27 protein-coding genes are annotated in these 25,918 nt (G+C 60.6%); 10 read left to right on the plus strand and 17 right to left on the minus strand.

The window, feature by feature from the left end; genetic code table 11:
* Positions 1 to 128: 128 nt before the first annotated feature.
* The 4 genes from FGF54_RS08760 to FGF54_RS08780 form a co-directional block, all read right to left on the minus strand.
* Complete coding sequence (locus tag FGF54_RS08760) at positions 129 to 1,157, minus strand: ABC transporter ATP-binding protein (protein WP_142779437.1); 1,029 nt, start codon at positions 1,155 to 1,157, stop codon at positions 129 to 131.
* Positions 1,145 to 2,839: an iron ABC transporter permease gene (locus tag FGF54_RS08765; RefSeq protein WP_142779438.1), complete on the minus strand. Its 1,695-nt coding sequence runs from the start codon at positions 2,837 to 2,839 to the stop codon at positions 1,145 to 1,147. The genes FGF54_RS08760 and FGF54_RS08765 overlap by 13 nt, the downstream gene beginning before the upstream one ends.
* Before the next feature lie 9 nt (positions 2,840 to 2,848).
* Entirely contained in the window at positions 2,849 to 3,832 is a 984-nt protein-coding gene (locus FGF54_RS08770; protein WP_080816585.1) for an ABC transporter substrate-binding protein, read from the minus strand.
* Positions 3,833 to 4,159: 327 nt separating this feature from the next.
* Positions 4,160 to 5,404 carry a PLP-dependent aminotransferase family protein gene (locus FGF54_RS08780; RefSeq protein ID WP_059756777.1) on the minus strand — a complete coding sequence of 415 codons (1,245 nt, stop codon included), beginning with the start codon at positions 5,402 to 5,404 and terminating at the stop codon, positions 4,160 to 4,162.
* 273 nt (positions 5,405 to 5,677) lie between these two features.
* Here FGF54_RS08780 and FGF54_RS08785 point away from each other — a divergent pair, with 273 nt between their 5' ends.
* Both FGF54_RS08785 and FGF54_RS08790 read left to right on the plus strand, forming a co-directional pair.
* Positions 5,678 to 6,130, plus strand: a complete 453-nt coding sequence (locus tag FGF54_RS08785; RefSeq protein ID WP_003522400.1) for an RbsD/FucU family protein — start codon at positions 5,678 to 5,680, stop codon at positions 6,128 to 6,130.
* A gap of 108 nt (positions 6,131 to 6,238) precedes the next feature.
* Positions 6,239 to 7,270: an endonuclease/exonuclease/phosphatase family protein gene (locus FGF54_RS08790; protein ID WP_080851523.1), complete on the plus strand. Its 1,032-nt coding sequence runs from the start codon at positions 6,239 to 6,241 to the stop codon at positions 7,268 to 7,270.
* Positions 7,271 to 7,338: 68 nt separating this feature from the next.
* Here the strand turns inward: FGF54_RS08790 and ilvC are convergent, their stop codons facing one another.
* From ilvC to FGF54_RS08810, 3 genes are all read right to left on the minus strand, one after another.
* Entirely contained in the window at positions 7,339 to 8,358 is a 1,020-nt protein-coding gene (ilvC, locus tag FGF54_RS08795; RefSeq protein ID WP_035260000.1) for a ketol-acid reductoisomerase, read from the minus strand.
* A gap of 49 nt (positions 8,359 to 8,407) precedes the next feature.
* The gene (locus FGF54_RS08800) at positions 8,408 to 9,061 is read right to left on the minus strand and encodes a TetR/AcrR family transcriptional regulator (RefSeq protein ID WP_003507581.1); all 654 of its coding nucleotides are present in this window, start codon (positions 9,059 to 9,061) and stop codon (positions 8,408 to 8,410) included.
* 403 nt (positions 9,062 to 9,464) lie between these two features.
* On the minus strand, positions 9,465 to 10,373 hold the full coding sequence (locus FGF54_RS08810) for an AraC family transcriptional regulator (RefSeq protein WP_020811163.1): 909 nt from the start codon (positions 10,371 to 10,373) through the stop codon (positions 9,465 to 9,467).
* Positions 10,374 to 10,562: 189 nt separating this feature from the next.
* Between FGF54_RS08810 and FGF54_RS08815 the strand changes: the two genes are divergently transcribed.
* Positions 10,563 to 11,609, plus strand: a complete 1,047-nt coding sequence (locus FGF54_RS08815; protein ID WP_142779439.1) for an NAD(P)-dependent alcohol dehydrogenase — start codon at positions 10,563 to 10,565, stop codon at positions 11,607 to 11,609.
* A 228-nt stretch (positions 11,610 to 11,837) separates the two neighbouring features.
* On the opposite strand, the gene FGF54_RS08820 is transcribed toward FGF54_RS08815, so the two are convergent.
* Together FGF54_RS08820 and FGF54_RS08825 are read right to left on the minus strand one after the other, a co-directional pair.
* A complete protein-coding gene (locus tag FGF54_RS08820; RefSeq protein WP_142779440.1) occupies positions 11,838 to 13,103 on the minus strand; it encodes an NAD(P)/FAD-dependent oxidoreductase in 1,266 nt (421 codons plus the stop codon).
* Positions 13,104 to 13,175: 72 nt separating this feature from the next.
* Positions 13,176 to 13,931, minus strand: coding sequence for a pyridoxine 5'-phosphate synthase (locus FGF54_RS08825; RefSeq protein WP_142779441.1), 756 nt, complete (start codon positions 13,929 to 13,931; stop codon positions 13,176 to 13,178).
* 236 nt (positions 13,932 to 14,167) lie between these two features.
* Between FGF54_RS08825 and FGF54_RS08830 the strand changes: the two genes are divergently transcribed.
* The gene (locus tag FGF54_RS08830) at positions 14,168 to 14,866 is read left to right on the plus strand and encodes a MerR family transcriptional regulator (RefSeq protein ID WP_142779442.1); all 699 of its coding nucleotides are present in this window, start codon (positions 14,168 to 14,170) and stop codon (positions 14,864 to 14,866) included.
* Positions 14,867 to 14,872: 6 nt separating this feature from the next.
* Here FGF54_RS08830 and FGF54_RS08835 read toward each other — a convergent pair whose 3' ends face one another.
* Positions 14,873 to 16,000 carry an ATP-dependent RecD-like DNA helicase gene (locus FGF54_RS08835; protein WP_059756749.1) on the minus strand — a complete coding sequence of 376 codons (1,128 nt, stop codon included), beginning with the start codon at positions 15,998 to 16,000 and terminating at the stop codon, positions 14,873 to 14,875.
* 124 nt (positions 16,001 to 16,124) lie between these two features.
* Here FGF54_RS08835 and FGF54_RS08840 point away from each other — a divergent pair, with 124 nt between their 5' ends.
* The gene (locus FGF54_RS08840; protein ID WP_142779443.1) at positions 16,125 to 17,411 is read left to right on the plus strand and encodes an SDR family oxidoreductase; all 1,287 of its coding nucleotides are present in this window, start codon (positions 16,125 to 16,127) and stop codon (positions 17,409 to 17,411) included.
* Positions 17,411 to 17,893 carry a DUF2269 domain-containing protein gene (locus FGF54_RS08845; RefSeq protein WP_142779444.1) on the plus strand — a complete coding sequence of 161 codons (483 nt, stop codon included), beginning with the start codon at positions 17,411 to 17,413 and terminating at the stop codon, positions 17,891 to 17,893. The genes FGF54_RS08840 and FGF54_RS08845 overlap by 1 nt, the downstream gene beginning before the upstream one ends.
* 6 nt (positions 17,894 to 17,899) lie before the next feature.
* Here the strand turns inward: FGF54_RS08845 and FGF54_RS08850 are convergent, their stop codons facing one another.
* Both FGF54_RS08850 and FGF54_RS08855 read right to left on the minus strand, forming a co-directional pair.
* A complete protein-coding gene (locus FGF54_RS08850; RefSeq protein ID WP_142779445.1) occupies positions 17,900 to 18,382 on the minus strand; it encodes an SRPBCC family protein in 483 nt (160 codons plus the stop codon).
* On the minus strand, positions 18,379 to 18,738 hold the full coding sequence (locus tag FGF54_RS08855; RefSeq protein WP_168208040.1) for a helix-turn-helix transcriptional regulator: 360 nt from the start codon (positions 18,736 to 18,738) through the stop codon (positions 18,379 to 18,381). The genes FGF54_RS08850 and FGF54_RS08855 overlap by 4 nt, the downstream gene beginning before the upstream one ends.
* A 141-nt stretch (positions 18,739 to 18,879) precedes the next feature.
* Between FGF54_RS08855 and FGF54_RS08860 the strand changes: the two genes are divergently transcribed.
* The 3 genes from FGF54_RS08860 to FGF54_RS08870 are packed head-to-tail and all read left to right on the plus strand — an operon-like array spanning position 18,880 to position 20,586.
* Positions 18,880 to 19,260: a hypothetical protein gene (locus tag FGF54_RS08860; protein WP_078051963.1), complete on the plus strand. Its 381-nt coding sequence runs from the start codon at positions 18,880 to 18,882 to the stop codon at positions 19,258 to 19,260.
* Positions 19,244 to 19,801 (plus strand): RNA polymerase sigma factor, encoded by a 558-nt coding sequence (locus FGF54_RS08865; RefSeq protein WP_065655851.1) that lies wholly within the window; start codon positions 19,244 to 19,246, stop codon positions 19,799 to 19,801. The genes FGF54_RS08860 and FGF54_RS08865 overlap by 17 nt, the downstream gene beginning before the upstream one ends.
* Positions 19,798 to 20,586: an anti-sigma factor gene (locus FGF54_RS08870; RefSeq protein WP_020810223.1), complete on the plus strand. Its 789-nt coding sequence runs from the start codon at positions 19,798 to 19,800 to the stop codon at positions 20,584 to 20,586. The genes FGF54_RS08865 and FGF54_RS08870 overlap by 4 nt, the downstream gene beginning before the upstream one ends.
* A 6-nt stretch (positions 20,587 to 20,592) precedes the next feature.
* Here the strand turns inward: FGF54_RS08870 and FGF54_RS08875 are convergent, their stop codons facing one another.
* Entirely contained in the window at positions 20,593 to 21,186 is a 594-nt protein-coding gene (locus tag FGF54_RS08875) for a LysE family translocator (protein WP_142779447.1), read from the minus strand.
* A gap of 164 nt (positions 21,187 to 21,350) precedes the next feature.
* Between FGF54_RS08875 and FGF54_RS08880 the strand changes: the two genes are divergently transcribed.
* Positions 21,351 to 22,196: an aldo/keto reductase gene (locus FGF54_RS08880; protein ID WP_142779448.1), complete on the plus strand. Its 846-nt coding sequence runs from the start codon at positions 21,351 to 21,353 to the stop codon at positions 22,194 to 22,196.
* Positions 22,197 to 22,369: 173 nt separating this feature from the next.
* Here the strand turns inward: FGF54_RS08880 and FGF54_RS08885 are convergent, their stop codons facing one another.
* From FGF54_RS08885 to FGF54_RS08900, 4 genes are all read right to left on the minus strand, one after another.
* Positions 22,370 to 22,900: an SRPBCC family protein gene (locus FGF54_RS08885; RefSeq protein ID WP_031233869.1), complete on the minus strand. Its 531-nt coding sequence runs from the start codon at positions 22,898 to 22,900 to the stop codon at positions 22,370 to 22,372.
* On the minus strand, positions 22,893 to 23,261 hold the full coding sequence (locus FGF54_RS08890; protein ID WP_031233868.1) for a helix-turn-helix transcriptional regulator: 369 nt from the start codon (positions 23,259 to 23,261) through the stop codon (positions 22,893 to 22,895). The genes FGF54_RS08885 and FGF54_RS08890 overlap by 8 nt, the downstream gene beginning before the upstream one ends.
* Before the next feature lie 131 nt (positions 23,262 to 23,392).
* A complete protein-coding gene (gene ilvN / locus FGF54_RS08895) occupies positions 23,393 to 23,965 on the minus strand; it encodes an acetolactate synthase small subunit (RefSeq protein ID WP_003522378.1) in 573 nt (190 codons plus the stop codon).
* Between the two features lie 19 nt (positions 23,966 to 23,984).
* Positions 23,985 to 25,778: an acetolactate synthase 3 large subunit gene (locus tag FGF54_RS08900; RefSeq protein WP_035239227.1), complete on the minus strand. Its 1,794-nt coding sequence runs from the start codon at positions 25,776 to 25,778 to the stop codon at positions 23,985 to 23,987.
* Positions 25,779 to 25,918: the final 140 nt, after the last annotated feature.

The raw sequence follows: 25,918 nt of genomic DNA on the forward strand, positions 1-25,918 counted from the left end.
CTCTCTCGCCGCGCAGACGCGCGTGGGCTGGATTCCGGCTCAAGGCCGGAATGACGGGGAACCCAATAAAATGGGAGAAGCGAGATCTGCCGTATTATTGCATCGACAGGTCGCCCGTGACACCACCTCTAAAGCCGCCACGCCGCGCGAATGGCGACCGGCAGGCAATCACCGACTGCAACCGCTTCCCGCGAATAGGCTCTGAGCGCCTGCCCGTCCGGCATGTCGAGACGCAGGGCATAACGCTCACCCTCATAGAGAACCGACGTCACAGTGCAGGCAATGCCCTCCGCATCCCGCACCACATCCTGCGGCCGCACGAGAATATCCGCCTGCGGCAATTGCCTGCCGCTCTCCATCGCTGCCCGAAGCCCCGTCCAGTCGAGATCGCGCGAAGTCCCCTCCGGCACCGGCAATGTCACGATCGCCCCCTGCCCCACCAGCGAGCCGACCAGCCTGCCTTCGGGCCACGCATAAAGCTCCGCCGGTGGCGCGACCTGCAACAGCTTGCCCTGCGACATCACGGCGACATCGGTTGCCAGCGCCATGGCTTCCGCCTGATCGTGGGTGACATAGATCATCGTCGCGCCGGAGCGGATGTGGAACTCGCGGAATGTCTCCTCCATCTCTTGCCTGAGATGCCGGTCGAGATTGGCGAGCGGCTCGTCGAGCAGCACCACGTCAGGCTCGGTAACAAGGCAGCGGGCGAGCGCCACGCGCTGCCGCTGGCCACCGGACAATTCAGCGGGACGGCGATCGGCGAAGCTCTCGAGGCGGACGGCGGCCAGCGCCTGACGCACCTTGTCGCGATATTTCTCACCCGAAATGCCGCGCACCTTCAAGGGATAACCGGCATTGTCGGCAACCGACATATGCGGCCACAAGGCATAGGACTGGAACACCATCGCCATGTTGCGCCGCTCCGGCGGCACCATGCTGCCGGCATCGGCCAGCACCCGCTCGCCAAGCAGGATGGAACCGTCGGTCGGCTGTTCGAAACCGGCGATCATGCGCAGCACCGTCGTCTTGCCGCAGCCGGAAGGCCCGAGCAGAGCGAGAAAACCGCCGTCGCGCACCGTCAGCGACACATCGTCCACGGCTGGTTTCGAACCGGCACCGAAACTCTTCGACAGGCGGTTGAGGATCAGTTTCGCCAAGGGACCACTCCTTTCGGCAGATAGCGCCCCAGAATTTCCAGCAGAGCCATGAGGAAAATCACCATGATGACGACAAGCACCGAAAGTGCCGAGGCAAGATCGAAGCTGCCGCTGTCATCGAGATTGTAAATGAGCACGCCGAGCGTTTGGGTGCCGGCTGACCACAGCAGCGCCGAAACCGTCAGCTCGTTGCAGGCGATCAGGAAAACAAGGATGACCGAAGCCCCCGCCGCAGGCCCGACCAGCGGCAGGATGATATCCTTCAACCGCCGCCAGAAACCGGCGCCGGAGAGCCTTGCCGCCTCTTCCAGTGACGGATCGAATTGCAGGAAGGCGCTGACCATGGGTTTTAGGCTGACGGCGAAGAAGGAGGAGAAATAGGCGAGCAGAATGATCCAGATCGTGCCGTAAAGCGTGATGCCGACAAGCGGAATGGGAGCCGCGAAAAGCAGCACGAAAGAAACGGAAATCACCACCCCCGGCAGCGCATAGGGAATATCGACCAGCGCCGACAGCAGGAACATGAAGCGGCTCTTGCCGCGCACCAGAAAATAGGCCGTCAGCACCGTCACCGCCAGCAGGCAAAGTGAGGTGGCCGTCGCCAGAAACAACGAGTTGCGGAAGGCGGTACGGGTCACGCTCTGGCGGTAAAGCAATTCCTCATAGGCATGCAGCGTCGCCGTCTTGATGCTGAGCGGCACGCCATAGGCAGGCGCGAGCGAGCTTGCCACCAGCGCCGTCAGCGGCGCCACCAGCATGAAGAACAGCACGAGCCACAGGGTAAGCTCCGCCGGCACCCGCCACAGCCCAAGCCGGAAGGTCGCCGCCTTGCCGGAAAGGCCGATGATACGATAATCCCTGCCCTTCATCGCCCGTTCCTGAAGCGCAAGCCCGGCGACGGAGATGATGGCGATCATGGTGGAGAGAATGGCGATATCGCCGAATGTGCTGGTGCCGAAACTGGCAAAACGGCTGTAGATCAGCGTCGGCAGTGTAAAGATCGAGCCGGGTATGCCGAGGATCGCCGGAATGCCGAAATTGCCGACATTGGAGACGAAGGAAATCGCCGCCCCGGCGATCAATCCCGGCGTCGACAGCGGCAGGATGATATCGAACAGCACGCGGCGCGGCGACGCGCCGGAGAGCTTGGCGGCCTCGATGCCGTCCTGAGGCAAGGCCAGCAGACCGGCCCGCAGCGACAGATAGACGAGCGGCGCGTGCTGCACGCCGAGCAGAAGCGCGATGCCGGCAATCGAATAAAGCGGCTGCGGCGAGCCCATCGCCGGCGCAAGGCCGATGGCCTTCAACAGCGTGCTCGAGGGACCGGTCATGCCGATCCACGACAGCGCCGTCACCTGTGGCGGGATCATCATGGGCAGCATGAACAGGAAGCTTAAGATCGACTTGCCGCGAATGTCGCAAAGCGTCAGCGCAAGTGCGAAAGCGCCGCCGATCAAAAGCGAAATCAGCATGCCGAAAAACGAGGTGGAGAGCGTGTTCAGCGCCGCATCCCAAAGGGCCGGATCGGCGAGAAGCCGCCATATATCACCGTTAAGTGACGATATGATACCGGTATAGGCGAGCCGCCCAAGCGGCAGAGCGCTGAGCGCAAAAACAACGCTGACCACAAAAGGAAACAGCCAGCGCGGCTGGCTGCTTCCATAGGCATTCGAACGGGACATGCCGCTATATCAGCCCTTTGAGCCGAAAATATCGGAGAAAGTCTTCAGGTCCTGTTCGGAATTCTTCAGCGCATCGGCAGCGTTGAGCGGCAGAACCTTGATCTTGTCGCGGGCCGGGAAACCTTCGGGCATGCCGGCATCGGCGCGAACAGGAATGTAACCGAGCTTGACGAAGCCCTGCTGGCCCTTTTCGGACAGCACATAATCGACGAACTTCTTCGCCGCTTCCTCATGCTTGGTGCCCTTGATGATCGCGACCGGCTCGGTGACGGCCGAAACGCCCTCTTCCGGGAAGACGAACTCAACCGGCGCGCCCTTGGCCTTTTCACGGATCGGCATGTAATCGACGACCACGCCATAGGCCTTTTCGCCCGAAGCGACGGACTTCAGAACCGCGCCGTTGCCACCGCCGGCAATGGCTTCATTGGCCTTGAGCTGCTTGTAATAATCCCAGCCGAGGCCGTTTGCGGCGGCAAGCGTCTGCGCATGGATCAACGCTGCACCGGACGTCAGCGGGCTTGGCATGGTCACCAGACCCTTGGCTTCCGCCTTGGCCAGATCCTTCCAGCTCGTCGGCTTCATCGCGGCAGCGGTGTTGTACATGATGCCTGTCGTGATAAGCTTGGTGGAATAATAGAAGCCGTCCGCATCGTAGAGCGAGGCGTCGATATTCTTGGCTTCCGCGGACTTGTGGGCGAGAAGCTGGCCAGCCTGCTTCATGCGCTCCAGCGTCACGGTATCGGCGATCAGAAGCACGTCGGCAACCGGATTGCCGGCATTGATCTCGGCCATCAGCTTGGCCATGATCTTCGGCGTTCCATCACGCACCCATTCAACCTCGAGACCGGGATTGGCGGCCTTGAAACCATCAACGGTCGCCTGCGCGTCCTCGTTGGGCTGGCTGGTATAAAGCACCAGATCGGCGGCATTGGCGGCGGTGGCGATGAAGCCGAGCGACACGATGGCGGTGAAAGCGGAGAGCAGCGTTTTCATGGGTCCAGTCCCTGTTGTTTGGTGGGACCGCTAAAACATGATTGCATAACATGTATGTGACAGGCAGGATTTTTGGGGTGTGATCTGTTGGGATCGTCGAGATTGAGGGGAACAGTGCCCCTTGGCGCTTGCGGCTCACCCCCCTCTGCCCTGCCGGGCATCTCCCCCTCAAGGGGGGAGATCGGCAAGAGGCGCTGACACCACTTCGGTCTCAAACATCGAGATGGGCGAAACCTGCCCGCGAGTCGATCTCCCCCCTTGAGGGGGAGATGTCCGGCAGGACAGAGGGGGGTGAAGCCACAACCTCCGTCGTTGCCGCAAAGCCCCTCAAATCGCCGGCAGCGCCTCACCCGTTTCCGCCTGGGCCGTCGCGATCAACCGGCCAAGCCGTTTCATGCCTTCCTCGATCATCGCCTCGTTGGCGCAGGAGAAGCTGATGCGCAGCGTATTCGTGCCGGAGCCATCCGCGAAGAATGCCCGGCCGGGAACGAAGGCGACCTTTTCCGTGGCGATGGATTTCGCCAGCAGAGCTGCGCCATCCATACCCTCAGGCAACGTCACCCAGATGAACATGCCGCCTTCCGGCTTCGTCCAGCGCGTGCCCTTCGGCATGTATCTGTCGAGCGCGGCCAGCATCGCGTCGCGACGGGCGCTATAGGCTGCCTTGATCTTGGCGACCTGCTTGTCGAAACCGCGCGAGGCGACACGTTCGATGGCGATCTGGTTGATGGTCGAGGAATGCAGGTCGGCAGCCTGCTTCATCAGCACCAGCTTGCGAATGACCGGCGCGGAAGCGACGATGTAACCGACACGAAGACCCGGTGCGAGCGTCTTCGAAAAGCTGCCGCAATAGATGGTGCGGGTGTTCTCAATGCCGCCCGAGCGGGCGATGTCGAGCGCCATGATCGGCGGAACAGCCTCGCCATCGTAACGCAGCGACTGATAGGCGGCGTCTTCGATGACGGCGATATCGAGTTCATCGGCCAGCGCCAGAACCTTTTCGCGGCCGGCGAGATCGACGGTTTCGCCGGTCGGATTGGAGAAATCGGCCGAGAGATAAGCGAACTTCACCGCACCGCCGAGCTTGGCCGCCGTTTCGCGGTAGGCCTCGGGCGTGCGGTTGCCGCCGGGATTAAGCTGGTCGTAATTCGGCTCATAGGCGTTGAAAGCGGAAAGCGCGCCGAGATAGGTCGGCCATGTCACCAGCGCCGTATCCTTCGGCGACAGGAACAGCTTGCCGAGATAATCGAGACCCTGCTGCGAACCGGAAACGATGAAGACGTTGTCGGCGGTGCAGTCGATGCCGATCTCTGCCATTTCACCCGCCAGCCATTCGCGCAGCGGCTTGTAACCCTCACTGACAGAGTATTGCAGCGCTGAGTTTACCTGCGAACCCGAAAAAATTTCCGCATAAGCCTGCTGGAACTCCTCTGCGGGGAAAAGAGCCGGGTCCGGAATACCGCCGGCAAAGGAGATGATATCGGGCTGCTCGAGCAGCTTCAGCAACTCGCGGATTTCGGACGCTTTCATGCGCGAAGAGCGCGTGGCGAAAATTTGTTCCCAATTGAGCATGGGTACGTTTCCTCTTGTGTCGTTTTTATGCGTGCATCTTTACAGAAATGTCGATACGTCAGCAATACTGACTTATCAGTTTTTCGAATTATTTCTGCCTCCCTGCACCTTGCCCGCAACCGACCTGCCTTAAGGCCCGATTTTGCGGACAAAGCCAAATACACCCTTGCGCAAAGCTTCACAATCACACCTTTGCGATTGACGCGGCATGGTTTTCCAGCTGGATTGCGCGCGCGCCGCAACACGGCGAAAGCATCATGGGAGTTTGACGACATGCTGAAAAATATCGACCCGGCGCTGAATGCCGATGTCCTGCACGCGCTGCGCGCCATGGGTCACGGCGATACGCTGGTAATCTCCGACACCAACTTCCCTTCCGATTCTGTTGCCCGCCACACGACCGTCGGCAAGGTGCTGCATATCGACAACGTCTCCGCAGCCCGCGCCATGAAGGCGATCCTCTCCGTCCTGCCGCTCGACACGCCGCTGCAGCCCTCGGTCGGCCGCATGGAAGTGATGGGCGCGCCGGATCAGCTGGAGCCGGTGCAGGTGGAAGTGCAGAAGGAAATCGACGCGGCGGAAGGAAAATCCGCTCCCATGTATGGCATCGAGCGCTTCGCCTTCTACGAGCAGGCAAAAAAAGCCTATTGCGTCATCACGACAGGTGAAACCCGATTTTATGGCTGCTTCCTTCTGACGAAGGGTGTCATCCCGCCAGCGAAGTAAGGCCGAAAACGGGAAAATTGCGCCAACCGCCCACCTTCATGACAATTTCAAGTTGTTATGGCAAAAACTTCCACTAGGCTTGAAAAACCAACCGGAGGTGTGCGGATCATGACCCAATATGTCCTGGCGTTCTGGAATGTCGAAAACCTGTTTGCGCCGGAGGGTTATCCGGCGCGCGAGCCGTGGATTGCCGAGCGGCTGAAGAACGATCTGAAAGGCTGGACCGAGGACCTGTTCAAAACCAAGGTCAAGCAGCTCGGTCTGATCATAAGCCAGATCGGCGGCGCGGGACCGGATCTGCTCGGTGTCTGCGAAGTCGAGAACCGTTTCGTTCTGGAGACGCTGGCGGAACATCTGAACGACCTCATGCCCGCGCGCTCCTACCGGGTCGTGCACGCCGATTCCAGCAAGGACCAGCGCGGCATCGATACCGCCTTCATCTACGACAGCAAAAAGCTGCTGATCAACGAGAACGAGATTTTCAGCCATTTCGTGATGCGCCGCACCGGCACGCGCGACATTACCCAGTGCACCTTCATCACCAAGGGCGGCCGCCAGCTTATCGCGCTCTCCAATCACTGGCCGTCACGCTCTGGCGGCGCGGTGGAAAGCGCCGGTTTTCGCATGACCGCCGGTGAAACGCTGGGCTACTGGCACCAGCGCATCAGGGAAGAGAAAGGCAACGACATCGCCGTCATCGCCTTCGGCGACTTCAACGACGATCCTTCCGATGCATCGCTACGCTACCACGCCAATTCCACCCGCGAGCGCGACGATGTCGAAAACTCGCAATCGGCCATGTTCTACAATCTCACATGGAATTACCTGCGCCAGCCGGTGGTCGATTCAGTGGGCACGGCAAGAACCATCTACGGCACGCTCTATTTCAACGGCGATGCCAATATCTTCGATCAGATCCTCGTTTCCCGATCGCTTCTGACCGGTAGCAGCGGCTTCAAGGCGCGTGAGGAGACGGCAAAAATCGAAGCCATTGCCGCCATGGTCAGCCACAGCAAGAATGAGGGGCCGATCCGCTTCGGCCTGTCGAAAGGCGATGCGGTCAAAAACGTCAATCTCGGTGGGTTCTCCGATCACTTCCCGGTTTCGGTGATTATCGAAGAAGAAGACGCCATCGTGTGACAGCACATCGAAAACAAAAAGGCCGGAGCTATCGCCCCGGCCTTTTAATCTTCTGCAAGCAATGAAGCTTAGTTGACGGCCTTGTCGACCAGCTTGTTCTTGCCGATCCAGGGCATCATGCCGCGCAGCTTGGCGCCGACTTCTTCGATCTGGTGGGCGTCGTTGTTGCGACGGATACCCTTGAAGCGGGCAGCGCCGGCCTTCCATTCCTGCATCCACTCGGAGGTGAACTTGCCGGTCTGGATGTCGTGCAGAACGCGCTTCATTTCAGCCTTGGTGTCGGCGGTGATGATGCGCGGACCGGTGACGTATTCGCCCCACTCGGCCGTGTTGGAGATCGAGTAGTTCATGTTGGCGATGCCGCCTTCATAGATCAGGTCGACGATCAGCTTCACTTCGTGCAGGCACTCGAAATAGGCCATTTCCGGTGCGTAACCGGCTTCGACCAGGGTTTCGAAACCGGCGCGGATCAGTTCGACGAGACCGCCGCACAGAACGACCTGTTCGCCGAAGAGATCGGTTTCGCACTCTTCCTTGAAGTTGGTTTCGATGATGCCCGAACGGCCGCCGCCAACGCCGCAGGCGTAGGAGAGAGCGAGTTCAAGCGCGTTGCCGGAAGCGTTCTGATGAACGGCAACGAGGCAGGGAACGCCGCCGCCCTTCTGGTATTCGCCGCGAACCGTGTGGCCGGGGCCCTTCGGTGCGATCATGACGACGTCGAGCGATGCCTTCGGCTCGATGAGGCCGAAGTGAACGTTGAGGCCGTGTGCGAAAGCGATAGCAGCGCCATCACGGATGTTGCCGGCGATGTCGGCCTTGTAGATGTCGGCCTGGAGTTCGTCAGGCGTCGCCATCATCAGGAGGTCGCCCCACTTGGCGGCTTCGGCAACGGTCATGACCTTGAAGCCATCGGCTTCGGCCTTCTTGACGGTCGGCGAACCGGCCTTCAGAGCGATGACGACGTTCTTGGCGCCGGAATCCTTGAGGTTCAGCGCATGGGCGCGGCCCTGGGAGCCGTAACCGACGATGACGACATTCTTGGACTTGATGAGATTGAGATCGGCATCACGATCATAATAAACGCGCATTTTATGGTCCTTCCCTAATGCTTGTCTCTCAGTTGTCTGAACCGGAATGTCAGGCGGGTTTGCCGCTGAGTTCCGAATGTACCTTTTCCGTGCCGTAGAGTGTCAGAAAGGCGACGACCGCCTTCTTCGCCCGGGCGGAAAAATCCTTGTCCGGCGCCTCGCCCAGCAGCATGCGTACATGCAGATCCGAAACGATGAGGCCGTAAAAACTGCGATACGCCTCTTCGGCATCATCGAAACGCAGATAGCCGGAACGGCGACCCGCCTCGATCAGCCCACGCGCTCGCCGGTCGATCTGGCGACGGCCGCGTTCCAAGAGCAGATCGCCGAGCTTCGAACCGTCACGGCTCGCCTGCCCTATCGCCAGACGGTTAAGCGCCAGTGACACGTCACCCGCCAGCACATCCAGCAGATCATGCGCGAAAACCTCGAGGTGATCGGCAAGCTGCGGCGCAGACACACGGTCGCCCGCCTTTTCGAAGGTGCGGACCTTGCTCTGCTGAAAGGTGATCATCGCCGCCAGCAGGCCGTCGCGATCGCCGAACCACTTGTAGAGGCTTTCCTTGGAACAGTTGGCGGCGCGCGCCAGCCCCGATGTGGTGAGCGCTTTCTCTCCGCCCTCGACCAATAGACGCAATGCCTGGTCCAGAACGGCGTTCTGGCGCGGCGAAAATTCCTGCGCTGTGATCGGGTCGGAAGCCAAGTCTTTTTCACTCCAGGGGCTCGATTAATGTACCGTACGGTACGGTTCGAGCGCCATTTAAGCGGAGGCTGCTTGCCCGTCAAGCGGATTCTTCGGGGGAGGACGAGAATTGACGCGGTGCGGTGCAGCGTGAATGCCGGCCTGGGGAGCTTTATCAGGAGGTTTTGTGTTGGTGGCAGATCGATTGTGGGTGGGGCTTACCCCCCTCTGCCCTGCCGGGCATCTCCCCCTCAAGGGGGGAGATCGGCAGGAGGCGCTACCGCCGCTTCATTCGCAAACGTTGAGATGGGCGAGACCCAACCACGAGTCGATCTCCCCCCTTGAGGGGGAGATGCCCGGCAGGGCAGAGGGGGGTAAAGCCCCACCCGCCATCGACCCACTAACCGACGCACAACCTTCCCAACTACCCAGCCGCGCTGATCTCCCGCGAGGCATCAATATCCCGCGACGGCGATAATCCGTAGAAACGGCTATATTCGCGGCTGAACTGCGACGGGCTCTGATAACCGACGCGATGGCCGGCGGTGCCCGCATCCAGCCGCTCCAGCAGCATCAACCGCCGCGCCTCATGCAGGCGCAGTTGCTTCTGGTACTGAACCGGCGTCATGGCCGTGATCGTCTTGAAGTGATGGTGGAAGGACGAGACGCTCATGCCGATATGATCGGCGAGATCCTCGATACGCAGCTGGCGTGCGAAATTCTCGCGCAGCCAGGCGATGGCGCGGGCGATGCGGTTTCCGTGGCTGCCAGCCGCGATGATGTTCATCAGCTGCCCGCCGGCCGGTCCGGTCAGAATGCGGTAGAGTATTTCCTGTTCGATCAGCGGCGCCATGGCAGCAATATCCGCCGGACGGTCGAGCAGGCGCAACAGGCGGATAGCCGCATCGAGAAGTTCCGGCGTGGCCGTATTGACGACGATGCCGCGCTGGGCATTCGCGGGCTCGGCGGGCGGATCGATGGGCACGCGGCGCATGAGATCGAGCAGCTTTTCGCTGTCGATGGCAAGAGCGATGCAGAAATGCGGCACCTCCCTGCTCGCCTCCACCACCCGCCATGCAACCGGCAGATCAAGCGAGGTCAGGAGATAATCCCCCGCGCCATAATTGATGGTGTCCGTTCCCAATTGAACGCTTTTCGAGCCCTGGATCACCAGCGCGAGACAGGGGCGATAGCTGCCGTGGCATGGGGCGCTCGGCGTCGTGCGCCGGCTGATGCCGAGGGAGTCGATTGCCGTCTGCACCTCGCCATCCTGGGTAGCATGCCGCGCGGCGATGGAGGCGATCTCCTGATAGACATTAAACGGCAAGGACATAGGGGGAATCCCTTAACTGAAGGAAGAGATGCGTCGGATGCCTTTTATCTAGAAAGCCGCACGGCCCGCGCAAAGAGTGCGCCACCATATTTTTGCAGGATCGTGCAAAAAGCTCGGAGGATCGCTCTAACGCCGCCTCACGCTTCCATCGCATATTCCGTCGTCCCCAACTCCCGAAAGGATATTCAGATGGCTATTGCTAGAGGTTACGCTGCGACCGATGCGTCGAAGCCGCTTACCCCGTTCACCTTCGAACGCCGCGAGCCGAATGATGACGACGTCGTCATCGACATCAAATATGCCGGCATCTGCCACTCGGACATCCACACCGTCCGCAACGAATGGAAGAACGCCGTCTACCCGATCGTTCCCGGCCATGAGATCGCCGGCGTCGTGAAAGCCGTCGGTTCCAAGGTCACGAAGTTCAAGGTCGGCGACCATGTCGGCGTCGGCTGCTTCGTCGATTCCTGCGTTGGCTGCGCCACCCGCGATCTCGACAACGAGCACTACATGCCCGGCCTCGTCCAGACCTATAACGACGTCGATCCCTTCACGAAGACCGCGACCCATGGCGGTTACTCCGACTCGATCGTCGTCAAGGAAGGTTATGTCCTGTCGATCCCGGACAACCTGCCGCTCGACGCTTCCGCACCGCTTCTCTGCGCCGGCATCACGCTTTATTCGCCGCTGCGCCGCTGGAACGCCGGTCCCGGCCAGAAGGTCGCGATTGTCGGCATGGGCGGCCTCGGTCATATGGGCGTCAAGCTCGGTGCCGCCATGGGCGCGGATATCACCGTTCTTTCCCAGACCCTGTCGAAGAAGGAAGACGGCCTGAAACTCGGCGCGAAGGACTATTACGCCACCAGCGACGCCTCGACCTTCGAGAAGCTGGCCGGCACCTTCGACCTGATCATCTGCACGGCCGGCGTCGCCATCGACTGGAACGCCTATCTCGGCCTCCTGAAGCCCAAGGGCAGCATGGTCGTCGTCGGTGCGCCGGAGCATGCAATCCCGGTTCACGCCTTCTCGCTCATCATCGGCGCGAAGAATCTCTCCGGCTCGATGATCGGTTCGATCAAGGAAACCCAGGACATGCTGGATTTCTGCGGCGAGCACAACATCGTCTCGGAGATCGAGACGATCAACATTCAGGATGTCAACGAAGCCTATGAGCGCGTGCTGAAGAGCGATGTGCGGTATCGCTTCGTCATTGATATGGCGTCGCTCGACGCGTGAGCCCTGGATTGGGCACACACGCCACATCCGCACGCCGTCACCCCGGACCAGATCCGGGGTCCAGCCAGCCCAAGTCCTTGGGCTGAAAAAACTCTTCTCGCCGCGCAGACGCGCGTCGGCTGGATGCCGGATCGAGTCCGGCATGACGGAGGAGTAGTTTGGCGCAGCTGTCATAACACAAGGGCGGGAAGCCATGCTTCCCGCCCTTGTCATTTACCCGCCCGGCCCTCAGGCCTCGTCCTTCAACGTCTCTTTCTGGGTAATAAGCCGCGCGCTGTGCTGGCCGCTCAGGTAAATCCACAGCCAGCTCCACGCCACCGCCAGCCGCGACCTCGTTCCAATCAAAAAGTAGATATGGGCAAGCCCCCATATCCACCACGCCAGCACGCCCTTGAGCTTGAACCTGCCGAAATCGATCACCGCCGCACGTTTGCCGATGGTCGCCAGATTGCCCTGATGGCTGTAACGGAAGGGCGGTGGTGACGGCTGGCCAGCCAGCCGCGCCTTGATGACCTTTGCAACATAGGCGCCCTGCTGCTTTGCCGCGGGCGCAATGCCCGGCACCGGCTTGCCGTTTTCCTGATTGACGGCGGCCGTATCGCCGATGACGAAGATATTCGGGTCGTCTTCCAGATGAAGATGCGGCCCGACAACGGCACGTCCCGCCCGGTCGGCGGGGGCATTGAGCCATTTAGCGGCGGGCGACGCCTGCACGCCGGCGGCCCAGACCACGGTGCGGCAGGGGTAATAGGTCTCGCCCACCGTCACGCCCTCATCGCTGCACGCCGTCACCGGTGTGCCGAGCAGAACCTCGACGCCGAGTTTTTCGAGCGCTTCCTTCGCATAGGCCGAAAGATCTTCCGTGAAGACCGGCAGAACGCGAGGGCCAGCCTCGACGAGCAGCACCCGGGTCTTTCTCGTATCCACATTACGGAATTCCGCCGGCAGCGCCTTGTGCGCCAGCTCAGCGATCATGCCTGCCATTTCCACGCCCGTCGGGCCTGCGCCGATAATGACGAAGGTCAGCAGCGCCTGCCGTTCTTCTTCGCTGGTGGCGAGTTCGGCCCGTTCGAAAGCCAGAAGCAGGCGGCGGCGGATTGTCGTCGCATCTTCGAGCGTCTTGAGACCGGGAGCGGAACGTTCCCACTCGTCGCGGCCGAAATAGGCGTGGCGGGCGCCGGTGGCCAGCACCAGCGTATCGAAGCCGATCACCTGACCCGAACTTAAATGCACGGTCCGCGCCGCACGGTCCACGCCGGTCACCTCCGCAAGCAGGGTCGTGACCTCCTTGCGGTCGCGGTAGAGATGGCGGATCGGCCAGGCGATTTCGGATGTCGCCAGAGCCGTCGTCGCAACCTGATAAAGCAATGGCTGGAACAGGTGGTGATTGCGACGATCTATCAATGTGATGCGGACAGGGGCCCCCTCCAGCCCGTGTACCAGTTGCAAACCGCCGAAGCCTCCACCCACGACGACAACATGATGTTCTTGCATATGTCTTCTGCCTTCAAAAGCTCGCGCACGGAGCATGCGCAGCCAAACTATAGGCAAAAAAATTGACTTTGGTTATGAAATAGCCTGACCGCAGGCGTGACAAAAACGCCGGACTGTTTCAGCCATGCCATATTCAAGCGCATCCGCCGTCAGCCCGTGGCCGATGGAAACCTCGGCCAGATAAGGGATACGTTTCATCAGCCTGGGCAGGTTTGCGACAGTGAGGTCATGGCCGGCATTGACGGCAAGCCCGAGCGCTCTGGCATGATCCGCCGTCTGCCCGAGCTTTTCGAGAAGCGCATCGCCCCTTTGCGGATCGTCAAAACAGCCGCCATAGGGGCCGGTGTAAAGTTCGATACGCGCCGCGCCCGTTTCCGCCGCCAGTTCCACCGGCTCGCGTTCGCCATCGCCATCGGCAAAAAGCGAGACGCGCATGCCGCCAGCCTTCAGGCGCCCCACCACGTCTTTCAGGAAAACGCCGTGCTTGCGGAAATCCCAGCCGTGGTCGGAGGTTGCCTGCGAGGGATCGTCGGGCACCAGCGTCACCTGCTCCGGTTGGGTCTTCTCGCAAAGAACGAGGAAATCCTCGGTCGGATAACCTTCGATGTTGAATTCCGTGTCAGGGAAACTGTCGTCGATCAGGGCGCGCAGCACCGGCAGATCGGAAAAGCGGATATGGCGCTGATCCGGCCGCGGGTGTACAGTCAGCCCGCTTGCCCCCGCCGCCAGTGCAATATGCCCGAAATGCGCGACATCCGGCCATGGAAGATCGCGGCGGTTGCGTAACATGGCAATTGCGTTCAGATTGACAGAAAGTTTTGCGGGCATGGCATCGGGGCTCCGGTTCGGAATTGACATCCTGTTTCACGCAGGTTGAGGCCAATCGCAAGAAGGCCGGCGAATTTTTTATTATTGCGGGAACGAAAACAGGCAATACACGTTACGGTTCTGATGTAGCGTTTGGCATGAGGTCTTGATCGGAAAACATGCCCGTCTTGGGGGAACAAGCAACGGGCACCTTTAAAAAGGCAGGCACACTGTCAAAGAGCGCGAAGGGGGAGACAATGCAGGATGGCCGGATGCCGTTCGAAAGTCACGGCGACGAGGACAAACCCAATCTAAGGATCAGCAGCTTTCTACCGGATATAAGCCTGCCCTCCTCCCTGCCCGCGGAACCCGTGCCCATCGCCGACATGGCCAATATCTTCGGGGTGACCCATCGGACGCTGCATTTTTACGAGGAAAAGGCGCTGCTGACCTCGAAGCGCATCGGCCAGATGCGGGTCTACACCCACCGCAATGTCCAGCGCATGGCCGTCATCAACGTCTGCCGTGAAGTGGGCATTTCCGTCGCCGCCATTACCGAGATCATGGAAAAATTCGTCCGTTCGCTCTCGCAAAGCGAGGCGGACGATATATTCCACGCCGCGCTGCGGCAGCGGAAGCGGGAATTGACCGCCGAGCTTTCCACCCTTCAGCGCCAGGCCCAGCAGATCGAGGAACTGCTGGTCGCCGACACGGATGCGGACGGCATGGATGGCACGGAACGGGCGCCCGCCAAGGACATCGCCCTCACCGACACCGAACGAAAATGTCTGGAACTGATGGCGGAGGGTTACGCCCCGGTGCGCCTCGCCCGCGCCCTTGGTCTTTCGGGCAGCGATCTCAATGTTCTCGAGGCGAAGATCATCGGCAAGTTCAATGCCAGCAACCGTTTTCAGGCGGTCGCCAAGGCGGTTCTGCTCGGCGTCATCCGTGCATAGTCACGATCAACGGACGATTGTCAGTGTCTCCGCCGCGCGGGTAATGGCGGTGTAAAGCCACCTCTCGCGCGAGTCCCGGAAAGCATAGCTCTCGTCGAAGAGAACCACATTGTTCCACTGCGAACCCTGCGCCTTGTGCACGGTCAGCGCATAGCCGAAATCGAACTCGTCATAACGCTTGCGCGTGGACCACGGAATTTCCGTTTCCACATCCTCGAAAGCCGCCTTCAGCAATTTGATCTTGGCAGCACCACGATCCATATCGTCGTCTTCGGGCCGGATCATCAGGTTGATGCCGGGCTTCACCGTCTCGCGCGATGAACTCATCACCTGCCAGAGCGAGCCGTTGAGCAGCCCCTTGGCCGGATCGTTCCGGAGGCAAACCAGCTTGTCGCCGGATTGCGGGTAATCGGCGGTAAAACCCTTCAGCTCGCGAAGCCGCTGATTGTAACGGCGGCGGGTGCGGTTGGTGCCGACCAGCACCTGATCGGCATCGAGAACCAGCGACTGCGTCACCTCGGATTTGGAGATCACCTGCGCGGTCCCGTAATCGCCGCGCATGATCTCGCGGCCCTCCCGCACATCCATGGCAAGATGGATGATGGGATTGTCCTTGGCCTGCCGATGGATTTCCGACAGCAGATAATCCGGCTCCTGCTCGGTAAAGAAGCCGCCGCCCGAAACCGGCGGCAACTGGCCGGGATCACCAAGCACGAGGATCGGCGTGCCGAAGCTCATCAGGTCCTTGCCCAGCTGCTCATCCACCATCGAACATTCATCGATGATGATGAGCGCCGCCTTGGCGAGCGGGCTCTGGCGGTTGATGGAGAACATCGGCGCAATCGAAGTCTTGCCTGTTTCCTCGTCTTCCACCGTTTCTTCGCCGCGCGGGCGATAGATCAGCGAATGGATGGTGCGGGCATTGGTCGCCCCGCGCGAGCGCAGCACCTGCGCCGCCTTGCCGGTGAAGGCCGCAAACAGCACCTCGCCATCGACATTTTCCGCAAAATGCTTGGCAAGCGTCGTCTTGCCCGTTCCGGCATAACCGAACAGCCGGAAAACCGGTGTGCGGCCTTCTTTCAGCCAGCGGGAAACCGCCTTGAGCGCTTCGTCCTGTTGCGGTGAAAATAACATGCGCCCTCATCGCAGGATTCGAGCGTGGTGCGCAACAGAAAAAGAACGAAAGATGAATCGCCGTGTGAGAATGCGGCAATAAAACACGGCTGGTTTTTAAACCGTGGTCGCTATCATCCCTCGTATGAAGATATTGATTCTCGGCGCAACAGGTTTCATCGGTTCGGAGGTTCTCAAAAGCCTGCACCTCCGCGGGCATGCCGTGACGGGGCTGGCACGTTCGGTCACCCGCGCCCGCGACAAATGGCCTTTCGCCAACTGGGTCTCAGCCGATCTTTCCAGGATGACGCACGCGACAGACTGGTCATCGCTGGTCCATGACCATGACGCCATTGTCAATTGCGCGGGCGCGCTGCAGGACGGCCTGTCGGATGACCTTGCCGCGACGCAGGAAAAGGCGATGCTGGCGCTCCATGAAGCAACGGCGCAGGCGGGCGGCAGACGGATAATCCAGATATCGGCCCGCACGGCGGGGGCAGCATCCGGCCTGCCCTTCCTCGCCACCAAACGCCGCGCCGATGAGGCGCTCGCCGCAAGCGGTCTGCCTCACGTCATTCTGCGCCCCGCGCTGGTGGTTGGGCGAAACGCGCACGGCGGCACAGCACTCGTGCGTGCGCTTGCAGGCTTTCCCTTCGTGGTGCCGCTCGTCAATGGACAAATCGCCGTCCGGACGGTCGCGGTGGAGGATGTGGCAGCCGTGGTATGTGCGGCGATCGACGGCGAAATCCCGTCGGGCAGCGATCTCGAACTCGCCGCGAAGGAAACGCTGACATTGCAGGACGTGGTCGCCAGACACCGACAATGGCTGGGCCTGCCCCGTGCTCCTTTCATAAATCTTCCAGCCGCCTTCATGCGCCCCGTCGGCCTTGTGGCGGATGCCGCAGGCAAACTCGGCTGGCGGTCGCCGCTGCGTTCGACCGCCATGACGGTCATGTCGGAAGGCATCGTAACGGAGAATGAAGCAGGACCGGCGATGGCGTCACTCAAGACCCTGGAACAGACGCTGGCCGCCCACCCTTCCGGCGTGCAGGACCTGTGGTTTGCCAGATTATATCTGTTGAAACCCCTGATCGTTCTCTGCCTGTCTTTATTCTGGCTGCTGTCCGGCCTCATACCGCTGCTGAATATCACTGGAGCAGCGGCGCATTTCCTGCCCTTCATGCCGCACACGCCGGCTGTCATTCTCACACTCGCCACCTGCCTCATCGATATAGCCCTCGGCATCGCCGTTCTGCTGCGGCCGCTCGCCAGAAAGGCGCTGGTCGCCATGCTGCTGGTCAGCGCCGCTTATCTGGCCGGCGGCAGCCTGCTGGAACCGACCCTTTGGCTCGATCCGCTCGGTCCTCTGGTCAAGGTTCTGCCTTCCGTCGCCCTGACGCTCGTTGCCCTCGCCACCTTGGATGAACGCTGATGGCACTTGAGGAACTTCTGCGGCTTGCCCATGTCATCGGCGCGACGGTGCTGTTCGGCACCGGCGCGGGCATTGCCTTTTTCATGGTTATGGCACGGCGGACGGCAAGCCCGGCGCTGATCGCCCATGTCTCAGGCACCGTCGTCATCGCCGACACGGTCTTTACCGCCACCGCCGCGATCATCCAGCCGGTCACCGGATATTTTCTCGCGCGCATCATCGGCTGGCCGCTGACCGAGGGCTGGATCGCGCTTTCGCTCGCCCTTTATGTCTTCACCGGCATTTTCTGGCTGCCGGTGGTGTGGATACAGATCAGACTGCGCGATATCGCCCGCGACTGCGCCGCCACCGGACAGGCCCTGCCAGCGCAATGGTTCCGCCTTTACCGCATCTGGTTCGCCTGCGGTTTTCCCGCCTTTTTCGCGGTTCTCGGCATCATCTGGCTCATGCTCAACAAGCCGGACATTCCCCTGTTCGGCTGATGCGGCTCAATTGACCGCCTGCTTCTCGACAAGCTGCGCCAGCTGCTCCGCAACCGTGTTCCAACCGTCGAAGAAACCCATCTCCGCGTGCCTGTCGCGATCCTCAGGGTTATTGTGCATGGCATAGGCCACATATTCCATGCCGTCGGGGTGATCGCGAAATGTCATCACGGCGGTGAGGAACGGCTGGGCGGAGGGGCGAAAACCCGCCGTCAGCGCATCGGTGAAAACCAGACGCTGCTCATGATCCACCGCCAGAAAACATCCTTTGACATGCGGACCGGAGGCCGTGCCGTCCTCGCTGTAGCGCGTTTCGAAGGCGCCGCCGGGATGGAGCTCCATGCGGTCGACACGGCATTGGCCGGGATGCGGCACCCACCATTGTTCGAGGCTGGCCTTGTCCGTCCAGGCATTCCAGACGAGCCGGCGCGGCGCCCGGATGATGCGTGAAATCTTCAGGTCGAGATCGGGATTGAAAGTCTCGGTCATTGATCATTCTCCCCTTTGCTGGACATCCTGTCCTGTTGCGCCATGACGAATTGTTCGAGCCGGTCGGTGCGGCCTTCCCAGATGGCGCGTTGTTGCGACAACCAGCCATCGAGCATGGAGAACCGCTGTTTCTCCAGCGAGCAGAACCGGACGCGCCCCTGCTTGCGCGTCACGATCAGCCCCGCCTCTTCCAGCTGGCGGATATGTTTCATGAAGGATGGCAGGGCCATGTCGAAGGGCTCGGCCAGCGTTCCGATACTCGCCTCCCCCCCGCCCAGCCTCAGGATCACCGCCCTGCGGGTCGGATCGGCAAGAGACAGGAAGATATCGTCGAGCGCGTCTGAATAGTTTTCCATAAGGCTAACTATCATATCGAAATAGTTAGCTCAATGGATAAGTTTAAAAATCGCAAAAATTCGTTGTCGCAGGGAATAATCCGTCGGGTTGCGGTGTCTCTTGATGTGCTGGCGGCAGAGGCCGCCCGAACCAAGGAGGATATGTCCATGAAGATCCGCTTTATCGTTCCCGCCCTCGTTCTGGCTTTTGCCGGAACGGCCTATGCCGCCCCTATGGTCGAAACCGTCAAGACCGCCAAGGGCGATGTGCTGGCGGGCGAAAAAGGCATGACGCTCTACACTTTCAAGAACGACAAGAAGGGCGTATCCAATTGTTATGACAAATGCGCGGTGAACTGGCCGCCGTTTTTCGCAGCCGCCAGCGACAAGGCCGAGGGCGCCTATTCCCTCGTGAAGCGCAAGGACGGCAAGATGCAATGGGCGAAGGATGGCATGCCGCTTTATTACTGGGTCAAGGACACGAAAAAAGGCGACGCCACCGGCGACGGTATGAACGGTGTATGGGATGCCGCAAAACCCTGATGGCATGACGGATGAAAAGCGGGGGAACCATTCCCCCGCAGCCGGCAGTTTCGAAACCGAAATGCTGGCGCTGATGCCCATGCTGCGCCGTTATTCCCGCAGCCTTTCCCGTTCCGATGCCGATGGCGAAGACCTCTTGCAGGACTGCGTGGAAAAGGCGCTGGCCAATAAAAGGCAATGGCGCGGAACGGGTTTGAAATCATGGGCTTACACGATAATGACGAATCTTTATCGTAACCGCCACCGCGCCGAGAAACGCCACCCGTCCGAGAGCCTGGACGGCCATGAGAGCATCGCCGGCGCGGAGACGCTCTCCGACACGCTGGAGAACGACCGTCTGCACGGCGCACTCGCCCTTCTTTCGCCGGACATGCGCGCCGTGCTGATGCTGGTGACGGTGGAAGGCTACAGCTATCAGGAGGCGGCAGAGACATTGGCGATCCCGCTCGGCACCGTCATGTCCAGACTGTCCCGCGCCCGCGAAACCCTTCGCCAGCATCTGGCGGCGGATAATATCATACCCCTGCGGAGACCAAGATGAAACGGCTAGAGGCCATAACCGAAGACGATCTGCACGCCTATGTCGACGGACTTCTTTCCGACGATGACCGCGCGGCTGTCGAGGCCTGGCTGGCGGAAAGGCCGGAAGAGCAGGCCCGTGTGGAGGAATGGAGAAAACAGGCCGATATTCTGCGCAATGCCTTCGCCTCCTATGCCGCCGCGCATCCGCATGATGCATCGATGCTCAGCCCGCAAAAGAGGGACCGCGCATGGCGGGCAAAACCGGTTCTGCTGCAAACAGCGGCCGCCCTTTTGATCTTCGTGGCGGGTGCTGCGGCAGGCAGGCTTCTGCCGCCGTCTTTTTCCACGCCGCAGGACGTGACCCTGGCGTCGCTGACGACGGATATTCCGGCGCAGGCGAAATCCGCCTATCTCATCTACGCGAGCGAGGTGCGCCATCCCGTCGAAGTCGGCGCCGGAGAACAGCAGCATCTGGCAACATGGCTCGGCAAGCGGCTCGGTTACCCCTTCACCATACCCGATCTCTCGAAGATCGGATATGACCTCGTCGGCGGGCGTCTTATCCCCGTCAGCGGCAAACCGGGCGCAATGTTGATGTATCAGGACAAGACCGGCCGCAGGGTGACGGTGCTGATCGGCCACAACGAGGAAAACCGCACCACCAGCTTCCGCATGGCCAGCGCTGACGGCATCGAGACCTTCTACTGGATCGACAATGAACTGGGTTACGCCGTGTCCGCCGAGCTGACGCGCGACGAGGTGCAGGCAATCGCCGAGGAATGTTACCGGCAGTTCCCGACGTGAAGACCGTTATTTCAGCATCGGCCAGAGGCTGATGACGAGAAGCACGGCCATGGTGATATTGAACCATTTGAGCCGGACCGGCACCGCCAGCCATTCCCGCAATGCCGAGCCGAAACCGGCCCAGGTGGAAACGCTGGGAAGATTGACCGCGGCGAAGGCCACACCGACGAGAAGCACGGTGAGGAAATATTGCCGCTCATCCGTATAGGTCGCCATTGCCGTCACCGCCATCACCCACGCCTTGGGATTGACCCACTGAAAGGCGGCCGCGGCAAGGAAACTCATCGGCTCCGATGCGGCCGAACCCTCGCTCAGGCTGCGGGAGGTGCCGATCTTCCACGCGATCCAGACGAGATAAAGCCCGCCTGCGAATTTCAGCCCGGTGTAAAGCACGGGCACCGAATGCAACAACGCGCCGAGACCGAAGCCGACCCCGATCAGCAGCGACAGGAACCCCGCCCCGATGCCCAGCATATGCGGGATGGTGCGGCGGAAACCGAAATTCACGCCGGAGGCAAAAAGCATCATATTGTTCGGGCCGGGCGTGATGGATGTGGTGAAGGCAAACAGCACCAGCGCGGCAAGAGTTTCGACAGTCATGATTTCTCCTTGAGCCGAAATCCTATCCGCCGGACCAACATCAGGCCACCCCGCCGGAACGATGGCCGAGGTCAATTTTTTTGATGGATCAATGCCCTCCATGCCGGCTTTGAGAAGTCGGAACAACGTTCTATTGTCCGATCACCAACCGCTGGAGCGAACCCATGTATGACGATATTCCTTCCGTCACCCTGCCCTCCGGAAAAGAGGTTCCGGCCCTTGGCCTCGGCACCTGGAACATGGGGGAGACGAGATCATCCGCGCCGCAGGAGGTCGAAAGCATCCGCAAGGCGATCGATCTCGGAATGACGCTGATCGACACGGCGGAAATGTATGCGGACGGCAGATCGGAAGAGGTGGTCGGCGCGGCCATCGCCGGCCGTCGACAGAACGTGTTTCTGGTCAGCAAGGTCTACCCCTGGAACGCCAGCGACAAAGGCACGGCAGAGGCCTGCGAGCGCAGCCTTGCAAGGCTCGGCACCGACCATATCGACCTCTATCTGCTGCACTGGCGCGGCGAGCATTCGCTTGCGGAAACCGTGGCGGCTTTCGAAAGGCTGAAGAGCGACGGCAAGATCGGCGACTGGGGCGTCTCCAATTTCGACACCGACGACATGGAGGAGCTTTTCGCGGTTCCCGGCGGCAAGAACTGCGCCGCCAATCAGGTGCTTTACAATCTGTCCCGGCGTGGGCCGGAGTTTTCGCTGCTGCCCTGGTGCCAGGAGCGCGGCGTGCCGCTGATGGCCTATTCCCCCATCGAGCAGGGCCGCATCTTGAAGAACCACGAACTCATCCGCATCGCCAAGGCCTATCAGGCGACACCGGCGCAACTGGCGCTCGCTTTTCTTCTGGAGAGGGACGGCGTCATCGCCATTCCTAAATCCGCCAGCGTTTCCCGCGTAGAGGAAAATCGCGGCGCGACCGATCTTGAAATAACCGAGGAAGACTGGGCGGCGCTGGATGCCGTCTTCCCGCCGCCAACGCGCAAGACCTCGCTGGAAATGCTGTGAGGTAACAGAGGGTTACGAAACACTTCGGAATCAATCGCTAAAGCGGTTGAATCGGAATGTGAACGCCACGCCGAAAAGCAGGCCCGTTGTTCGGGGATGCGACACCAGGTATGGACCGGAAGAAACGGCGCGACAAGCCGCGCCGTCAGACCATGAGAACGCACCGCGCTTCATTACGGTATGCGGTGTTCATATTCCTCTTTCAGCCCCAGCCAGGTATCCCAGAAGGGTCCCGGCTCCTCTTCCTGAAGCCGGGCAGCGAGAATATCGAGGTGCACGTGCCAGCCGGCGCTGACATTGAGCTTGGTCGTGCGATCCGCAAGCCGGCGATGGATCAGCGTCAGAAGCACGTCCTTGCCCAGAGCCTGAAGCTCGATGGACACCTCCGCGCCCTCGCCCCAACTGAAGACAAGGCGATGCGGCGGAACGACGGTGATGATGCGGGACGCCATCCTGTGCTCTTCGGAAAAGCCTTCCGGGCGACGGCCCGGCGGATCGGAAAGCTCATCGTTACGCCAGACGAGTTCGAACGGCGCATCGGGCGCAAGCCGCATTTCGCCGGAAGCCAGCCAGCGACGGCGAAGCTCGCTTTGTGTCAGATAGGCCCACACCCGCTCGATCGGCCCCGGCAGCAGCCGTTCGATCTTCAGGGTTGTCGGTTCGACAAGACGGCCATAGGCGTCAGGCATTGCAATATCAGCCATTGTCATTTCCTCCATCTGCAGGGATTTTTCCCTGATCATCCTCCCTGAGCATCTGCTCAAGAATATCGAGGCGGCTGCCCCAGAACTGTCGGTAGAAATCGAGCCATTCATGCGCCTCTGCCAACGGTTCCGGCGCAAGGCGGCAGACATGGATGCGCCCCCTCACCTCGCGGCGGATAAGCCCCGCATTTTCCAGCGCCTTGATATGTTTCGAGGCGGCGGCGAGCGATATGTCGAACGGTCGGGCCAACTGGCTCACCGTTCGCTCACCAAGGGAAAGATCGCGTAGCATCGTGCGCCGCGTGGCGTCGCCAAGGGCATGAAAGACGGTATCGAGATGTGAAGCGGATAATTCAACCATATCGTTGAATATAGACTGTCGATGCGGAAAGTCAACCATATGGTTGAATATCTGCCGATCCGGGTGAAGCCATAAAAAAACCCGCGGCGAACCGCGGGCTTATATTCCAGCATACGCTCTGGATATGGAGGTTACATCCCCTGCGGGCCGCGATTCATCGCCGCGATACCGGTGCGGCAAATCTCGATCAGGCCGAGCGGCTTGATGATCGCCACGAACTGGTCGATCTTCGACGACTTGCCGGTGATCTCGAAGATGAAATGCTCCACCGTCGCATCCACCACCTTGGCCTGAAACGCATCGGCAAGGCGCAGCGTCTCGGCACGGTCCTCGCCGGAACCGGCGACCTTGATGAGAGCCACTTCGCGCTCGATAGGCCGCTCCTGCCCGAGTTCGCGGGCGCGAACGGTGAGATCGAGAACCCGGTGCACCGGCACGATGCGCTCAAGCTGCGCCTTGATCTGCTCCAGCACGATGGGCGTGCCGCGCGTGACGATGGTGATGCGCGACAGATGCGCCTCATGTTCCGTTTCCGAAACCGTCAGGCTCTCGATGTTGTAGCCACGGCCGGAAAACAGGCCGATGACCCGGGCGAGAACGCCCGGCTCGTTGCTGACGAGAACCGACAGCGTGTGATTTTCGACGGCAGCCGTTTCCTTCTGGATGAAATAGGCCGAGCCGGTGGGTTGTAGGTGTGCGTTCATGTCCTTTTCCTCTCCCGGCTCAGACTAGCTGACGGCCCTTGGCGTCAATGGCGTTGGCAACCGCTTCATCCGTCGCCTCATCCGGCAACAGCATCTCGTTGTGAGCCTTACCAGACGGGATCATCGGGAAGCAATTGGCAAGATTGGCAACACGGCAATCGAAGATGACCGGCTTCTTGACCGCGATCATTTCTGCAATCTTGTCGTCCAGTTCCTTCGGATCGTCGCAATACATGCCGACCGCGCCATAGGCTTCCGCCAGCTTGACGAAATCGGGCATGGCTTCCGTATAGGAGTTGGACAGGCGGTTGCCATGCAGCAGCTGCTGCCATTGGCGCACCATGCCCATATACTGGTTGTTGAGGATAAAGATCTTCACCGGCAGACCGTACTGGATGGCGCAGGACATTTCCTGAATGCACATCTGGATCGAGGCGTCACCGGCAATGTCGATGACCAGCGCGTCCGGATGCGCGACCTGAACGCCGATGGCCGCCGGCAGGCCGTAGCCCATGGTGCCGAGACCGCCCGAGGTCATCCAGTGGTTCGGCTCCTCGAAACCGAAGAACTGCGCCGCCCACATCTGATGCTGGCCGACTTCAGTGGTAATGTAAGTGTCGCGACCCTTCGACGCCTCATAAAGCCGCTGCAAGGCATATTGCGGCATGATGACATCGTTGGAATTCTTGTAGGCGAAGGAATTGCGGGCGCGCCAGCGCTCGATCTGCGCCCACCAGTCGGCCGTCTGCGCCTTCTCAACCTTCTTCGGCAGAGCGCGCCACAGGCGAACCATATCTTCCAGAACATGGCTGACATCGCCGATGATCGGCACGTCGACGCGAACCGTCTTGTTGATCGAGGACGGGTCGATATCGATATGGATCTTCTTCGAATTCGGCGAGAACGCATTGATGCGGCCGGTAATTCGGTCGTCGAAACGCGCGCCGACGCAGACCAGAACGTCGCAATCATGCATCGTCATATTGGCTTCGTAGGAACCGTGCATGCCCAGCATGCCGAGCCAGTTCTTGCCGGAAGCCGGATAGGCGCCGAGACCCATCAGCGTCGAGGTGATCGGGAAGCCGGTCAGCTCGACCAGTTCGCGCAGCAGCCGGGTTGCCTCCGGACCGGAATTGATGACGCCGCCGCCGGTGTAGAAAACCGGCTTCTTCGCCTTCGACATCAGGTCGATGGCGGCATGAATGGCGTTGAGATCGCCCTGAACCTTCGGCTTGTAGCTCTCATGCTGGGTGGCGGCGGAAGGCGGTGTGTAGGTGCCGGTGGCGAACTGGATGTCCTTCGGAATATCGACGACGACAGGACCGGGACGACCCGTCTGCGCGATACGGAAGGCTTCATGGATGATGCCCGCCAGTTCGTTGACGTCCTTGACCAGCCAATTGTGCTTGGTGCAGGGGCGCGTGATACCGACGGTATCGCATTCCTGGAACGCATCGGAACCGATCAGCGTGGTGGGAACCTGGCCGGACAGGCAGACGAGCGGAATGGAATCCATCAGCGCATCCTGCAGCGGGGTGACCGCATTCGTCGCGCCGGGGCCGGAGGTGACGAGCATGACGCCGACCTTGCCGGTGGAACGGGCATAACCTTCGGCGGCATGGCCAGCGCCCTGCTCGTGGCGCACGAGGATATGCTGGATGTCTTCCTGCTGGAAAATCTCGTCATAGATCGGAAGCACGGCACCGCCAGGATAACCGAAGATGTGCTCGACGCCATTGTCCTTCAGCGCCTGCAGAACGATCTCCGCACCTGTCATGCGATTGCTGTTTTCCGTATTGTCCTTATCCGTCATTGCCTGTTTCCATCCCGCTTTGGCTTTGGATATCGAGGAGCCCGAGGGCCTGTTTGAAGACATAAAAAAAGGCCCCTAGAGGAGCCTCGTTCAGCGCATGGGTGCTTTCGCCGGATGGTTACACCATCCTGCCCATGCGC

Source organism: Agrobacterium sp. T29 (assembly GCF_006970545.1).
Taxonomy (GTDB): domain Bacteria; phylum Pseudomonadota; class Alphaproteobacteria; order Rhizobiales; family Rhizobiaceae; genus Agrobacterium; species Agrobacterium leguminum.

What these genes read in the sequence shown, in the direction of transcription:
- FGF54_RS08790 (WP_080851523.1), top strand. Translation starts at nt 6,239, where the DNA reads ATGACCCAATATGTCCTGGCGTTCTGGAATGTCGAAAACCTGTTTGCG.
- FGF54_RS08765 (WP_142779438.1), bottom strand. Translation starts at nt 2,839, where the DNA reads ATGTCCCGTTCGAATGCCTATGGAAGCAGCCAGCCGCGCTGGCTGTTT.
- FGF54_RS08785 (WP_003522400.1), top strand. Translation starts at nt 5,678, where the DNA reads ATGCTGAAAAATATCGACCCGGCGCTGAATGCCGATGTCCTGCACGCG.
- FGF54_RS08810 (WP_020811163.1), bottom strand. Translation starts at nt 10,373, where the DNA reads ATGTCCTTGCCGTTTAATGTCTATCAGGAGATCGCCTCCATCGCCGCG.
- FGF54_RS08870 (WP_020810223.1), top strand. Translation starts at nt 19,798, where the DNA reads ATGAAACGGCTAGAGGCCATAACCGAAGACGATCTGCACGCCTATGTC.
- FGF54_RS08770 (WP_080816585.1), bottom strand. Translation starts at nt 3,832, where the DNA reads ATGAAAACGCTGCTCTCCGCTTTCACCGCCATCGTGTCGCTCGGCTTC.
- FGF54_RS08850 (WP_142779445.1), bottom strand. Translation starts at nt 18,382, where the DNA reads ATGACCGAGACTTTCAATCCCGATCTCGACCTGAAGATTTCACGCATC.
- FGF54_RS08855 (WP_168208040.1), bottom strand. Translation starts at nt 18,738, where the DNA reads ATGGAAAACTATTCAGACGCGCTCGACGATATCTTCCTGTCTCTTGCC.
- FGF54_RS08780 (WP_059756777.1), bottom strand. Translation starts at nt 5,404, where the DNA reads ATGCTCAATTGGGAACAAATTTTCGCCACGCGCTCTTCGCGCATGAAA.
- FGF54_RS08830 (WP_142779442.1), top strand. Translation starts at nt 14,168, where the DNA reads ATGCAGGATGGCCGGATGCCGTTCGAAAGTCACGGCGACGAGGACAAA.
- FGF54_RS08890 (WP_031233868.1), bottom strand. Translation starts at nt 23,261, where the DNA reads ATGGTTGAATTATCCGCTTCACATCTCGATACCGTCTTTCATGCCCTT.
- FGF54_RS08815 (WP_142779439.1), top strand. Translation starts at nt 10,563, where the DNA reads ATGGCTATTGCTAGAGGTTACGCTGCGACCGATGCGTCGAAGCCGCTT.
- ilvC (WP_035260000.1), bottom strand. Translation starts at nt 8,358, where the DNA reads ATGCGCGTTTATTATGATCGTGATGCCGATCTCAATCTCATCAAGTCC.
- ilvN (WP_003522378.1), bottom strand. Translation starts at nt 23,965, where the DNA reads ATGAACGCACACCTACAACCCACCGGCTCGGCCTATTTCATCCAGAAG.
- FGF54_RS08835 (WP_059756749.1), bottom strand. Translation starts at nt 16,000, where the DNA reads ATGTTATTTTCACCGCAACAGGACGAAGCGCTCAAGGCGGTTTCCCGC.
- FGF54_RS08845 (WP_142779444.1), top strand. Translation starts at nt 17,411, where the DNA reads ATGGCACTTGAGGAACTTCTGCGGCTTGCCCATGTCATCGGCGCGACG.
- FGF54_RS08860 (WP_078051963.1), top strand. Translation starts at nt 18,880, where the DNA reads ATGTCCATGAAGATCCGCTTTATCGTTCCCGCCCTCGTTCTGGCTTTT.
- FGF54_RS08865 (WP_065655851.1), top strand. Translation starts at nt 19,244, where the DNA reads ATGCCGCAAAACCCTGATGGCATGACGGATGAAAAGCGGGGGAACCAT.
- FGF54_RS08880 (WP_142779448.1), top strand. Translation starts at nt 21,351, where the DNA reads ATGTATGACGATATTCCTTCCGTCACCCTGCCCTCCGGAAAAGAGGTT.
- FGF54_RS08820 (WP_142779440.1), bottom strand. Translation starts at nt 13,103, where the DNA reads ATGCAAGAACATCATGTTGTCGTCGTGGGTGGAGGCTTCGGCGGTTTG.
- FGF54_RS08825 (WP_142779441.1), bottom strand. Translation starts at nt 13,931, where the DNA reads ATGCCCGCAAAACTTTCTGTCAATCTGAACGCAATTGCCATGTTACGC.
- FGF54_RS08885 (WP_031233869.1), bottom strand. Translation starts at nt 22,900, where the DNA reads ATGGCTGATATTGCAATGCCTGACGCCTATGGCCGTCTTGTCGAACCG.
- FGF54_RS08875 (WP_142779447.1), bottom strand. Translation starts at nt 21,186, where the DNA reads ATGACTGTCGAAACTCTTGCCGCGCTGGTGCTGTTTGCCTTCACCACA.
- FGF54_RS08840 (WP_142779443.1), top strand. Translation starts at nt 16,125, where the DNA reads ATGAAGATATTGATTCTCGGCGCAACAGGTTTCATCGGTTCGGAGGTT.
- FGF54_RS08900 (WP_035239227.1), bottom strand. Translation starts at nt 25,778, where the DNA reads ATGACGGATAAGGACAATACGGAAAACAGCAATCGCATGACAGGTGCG.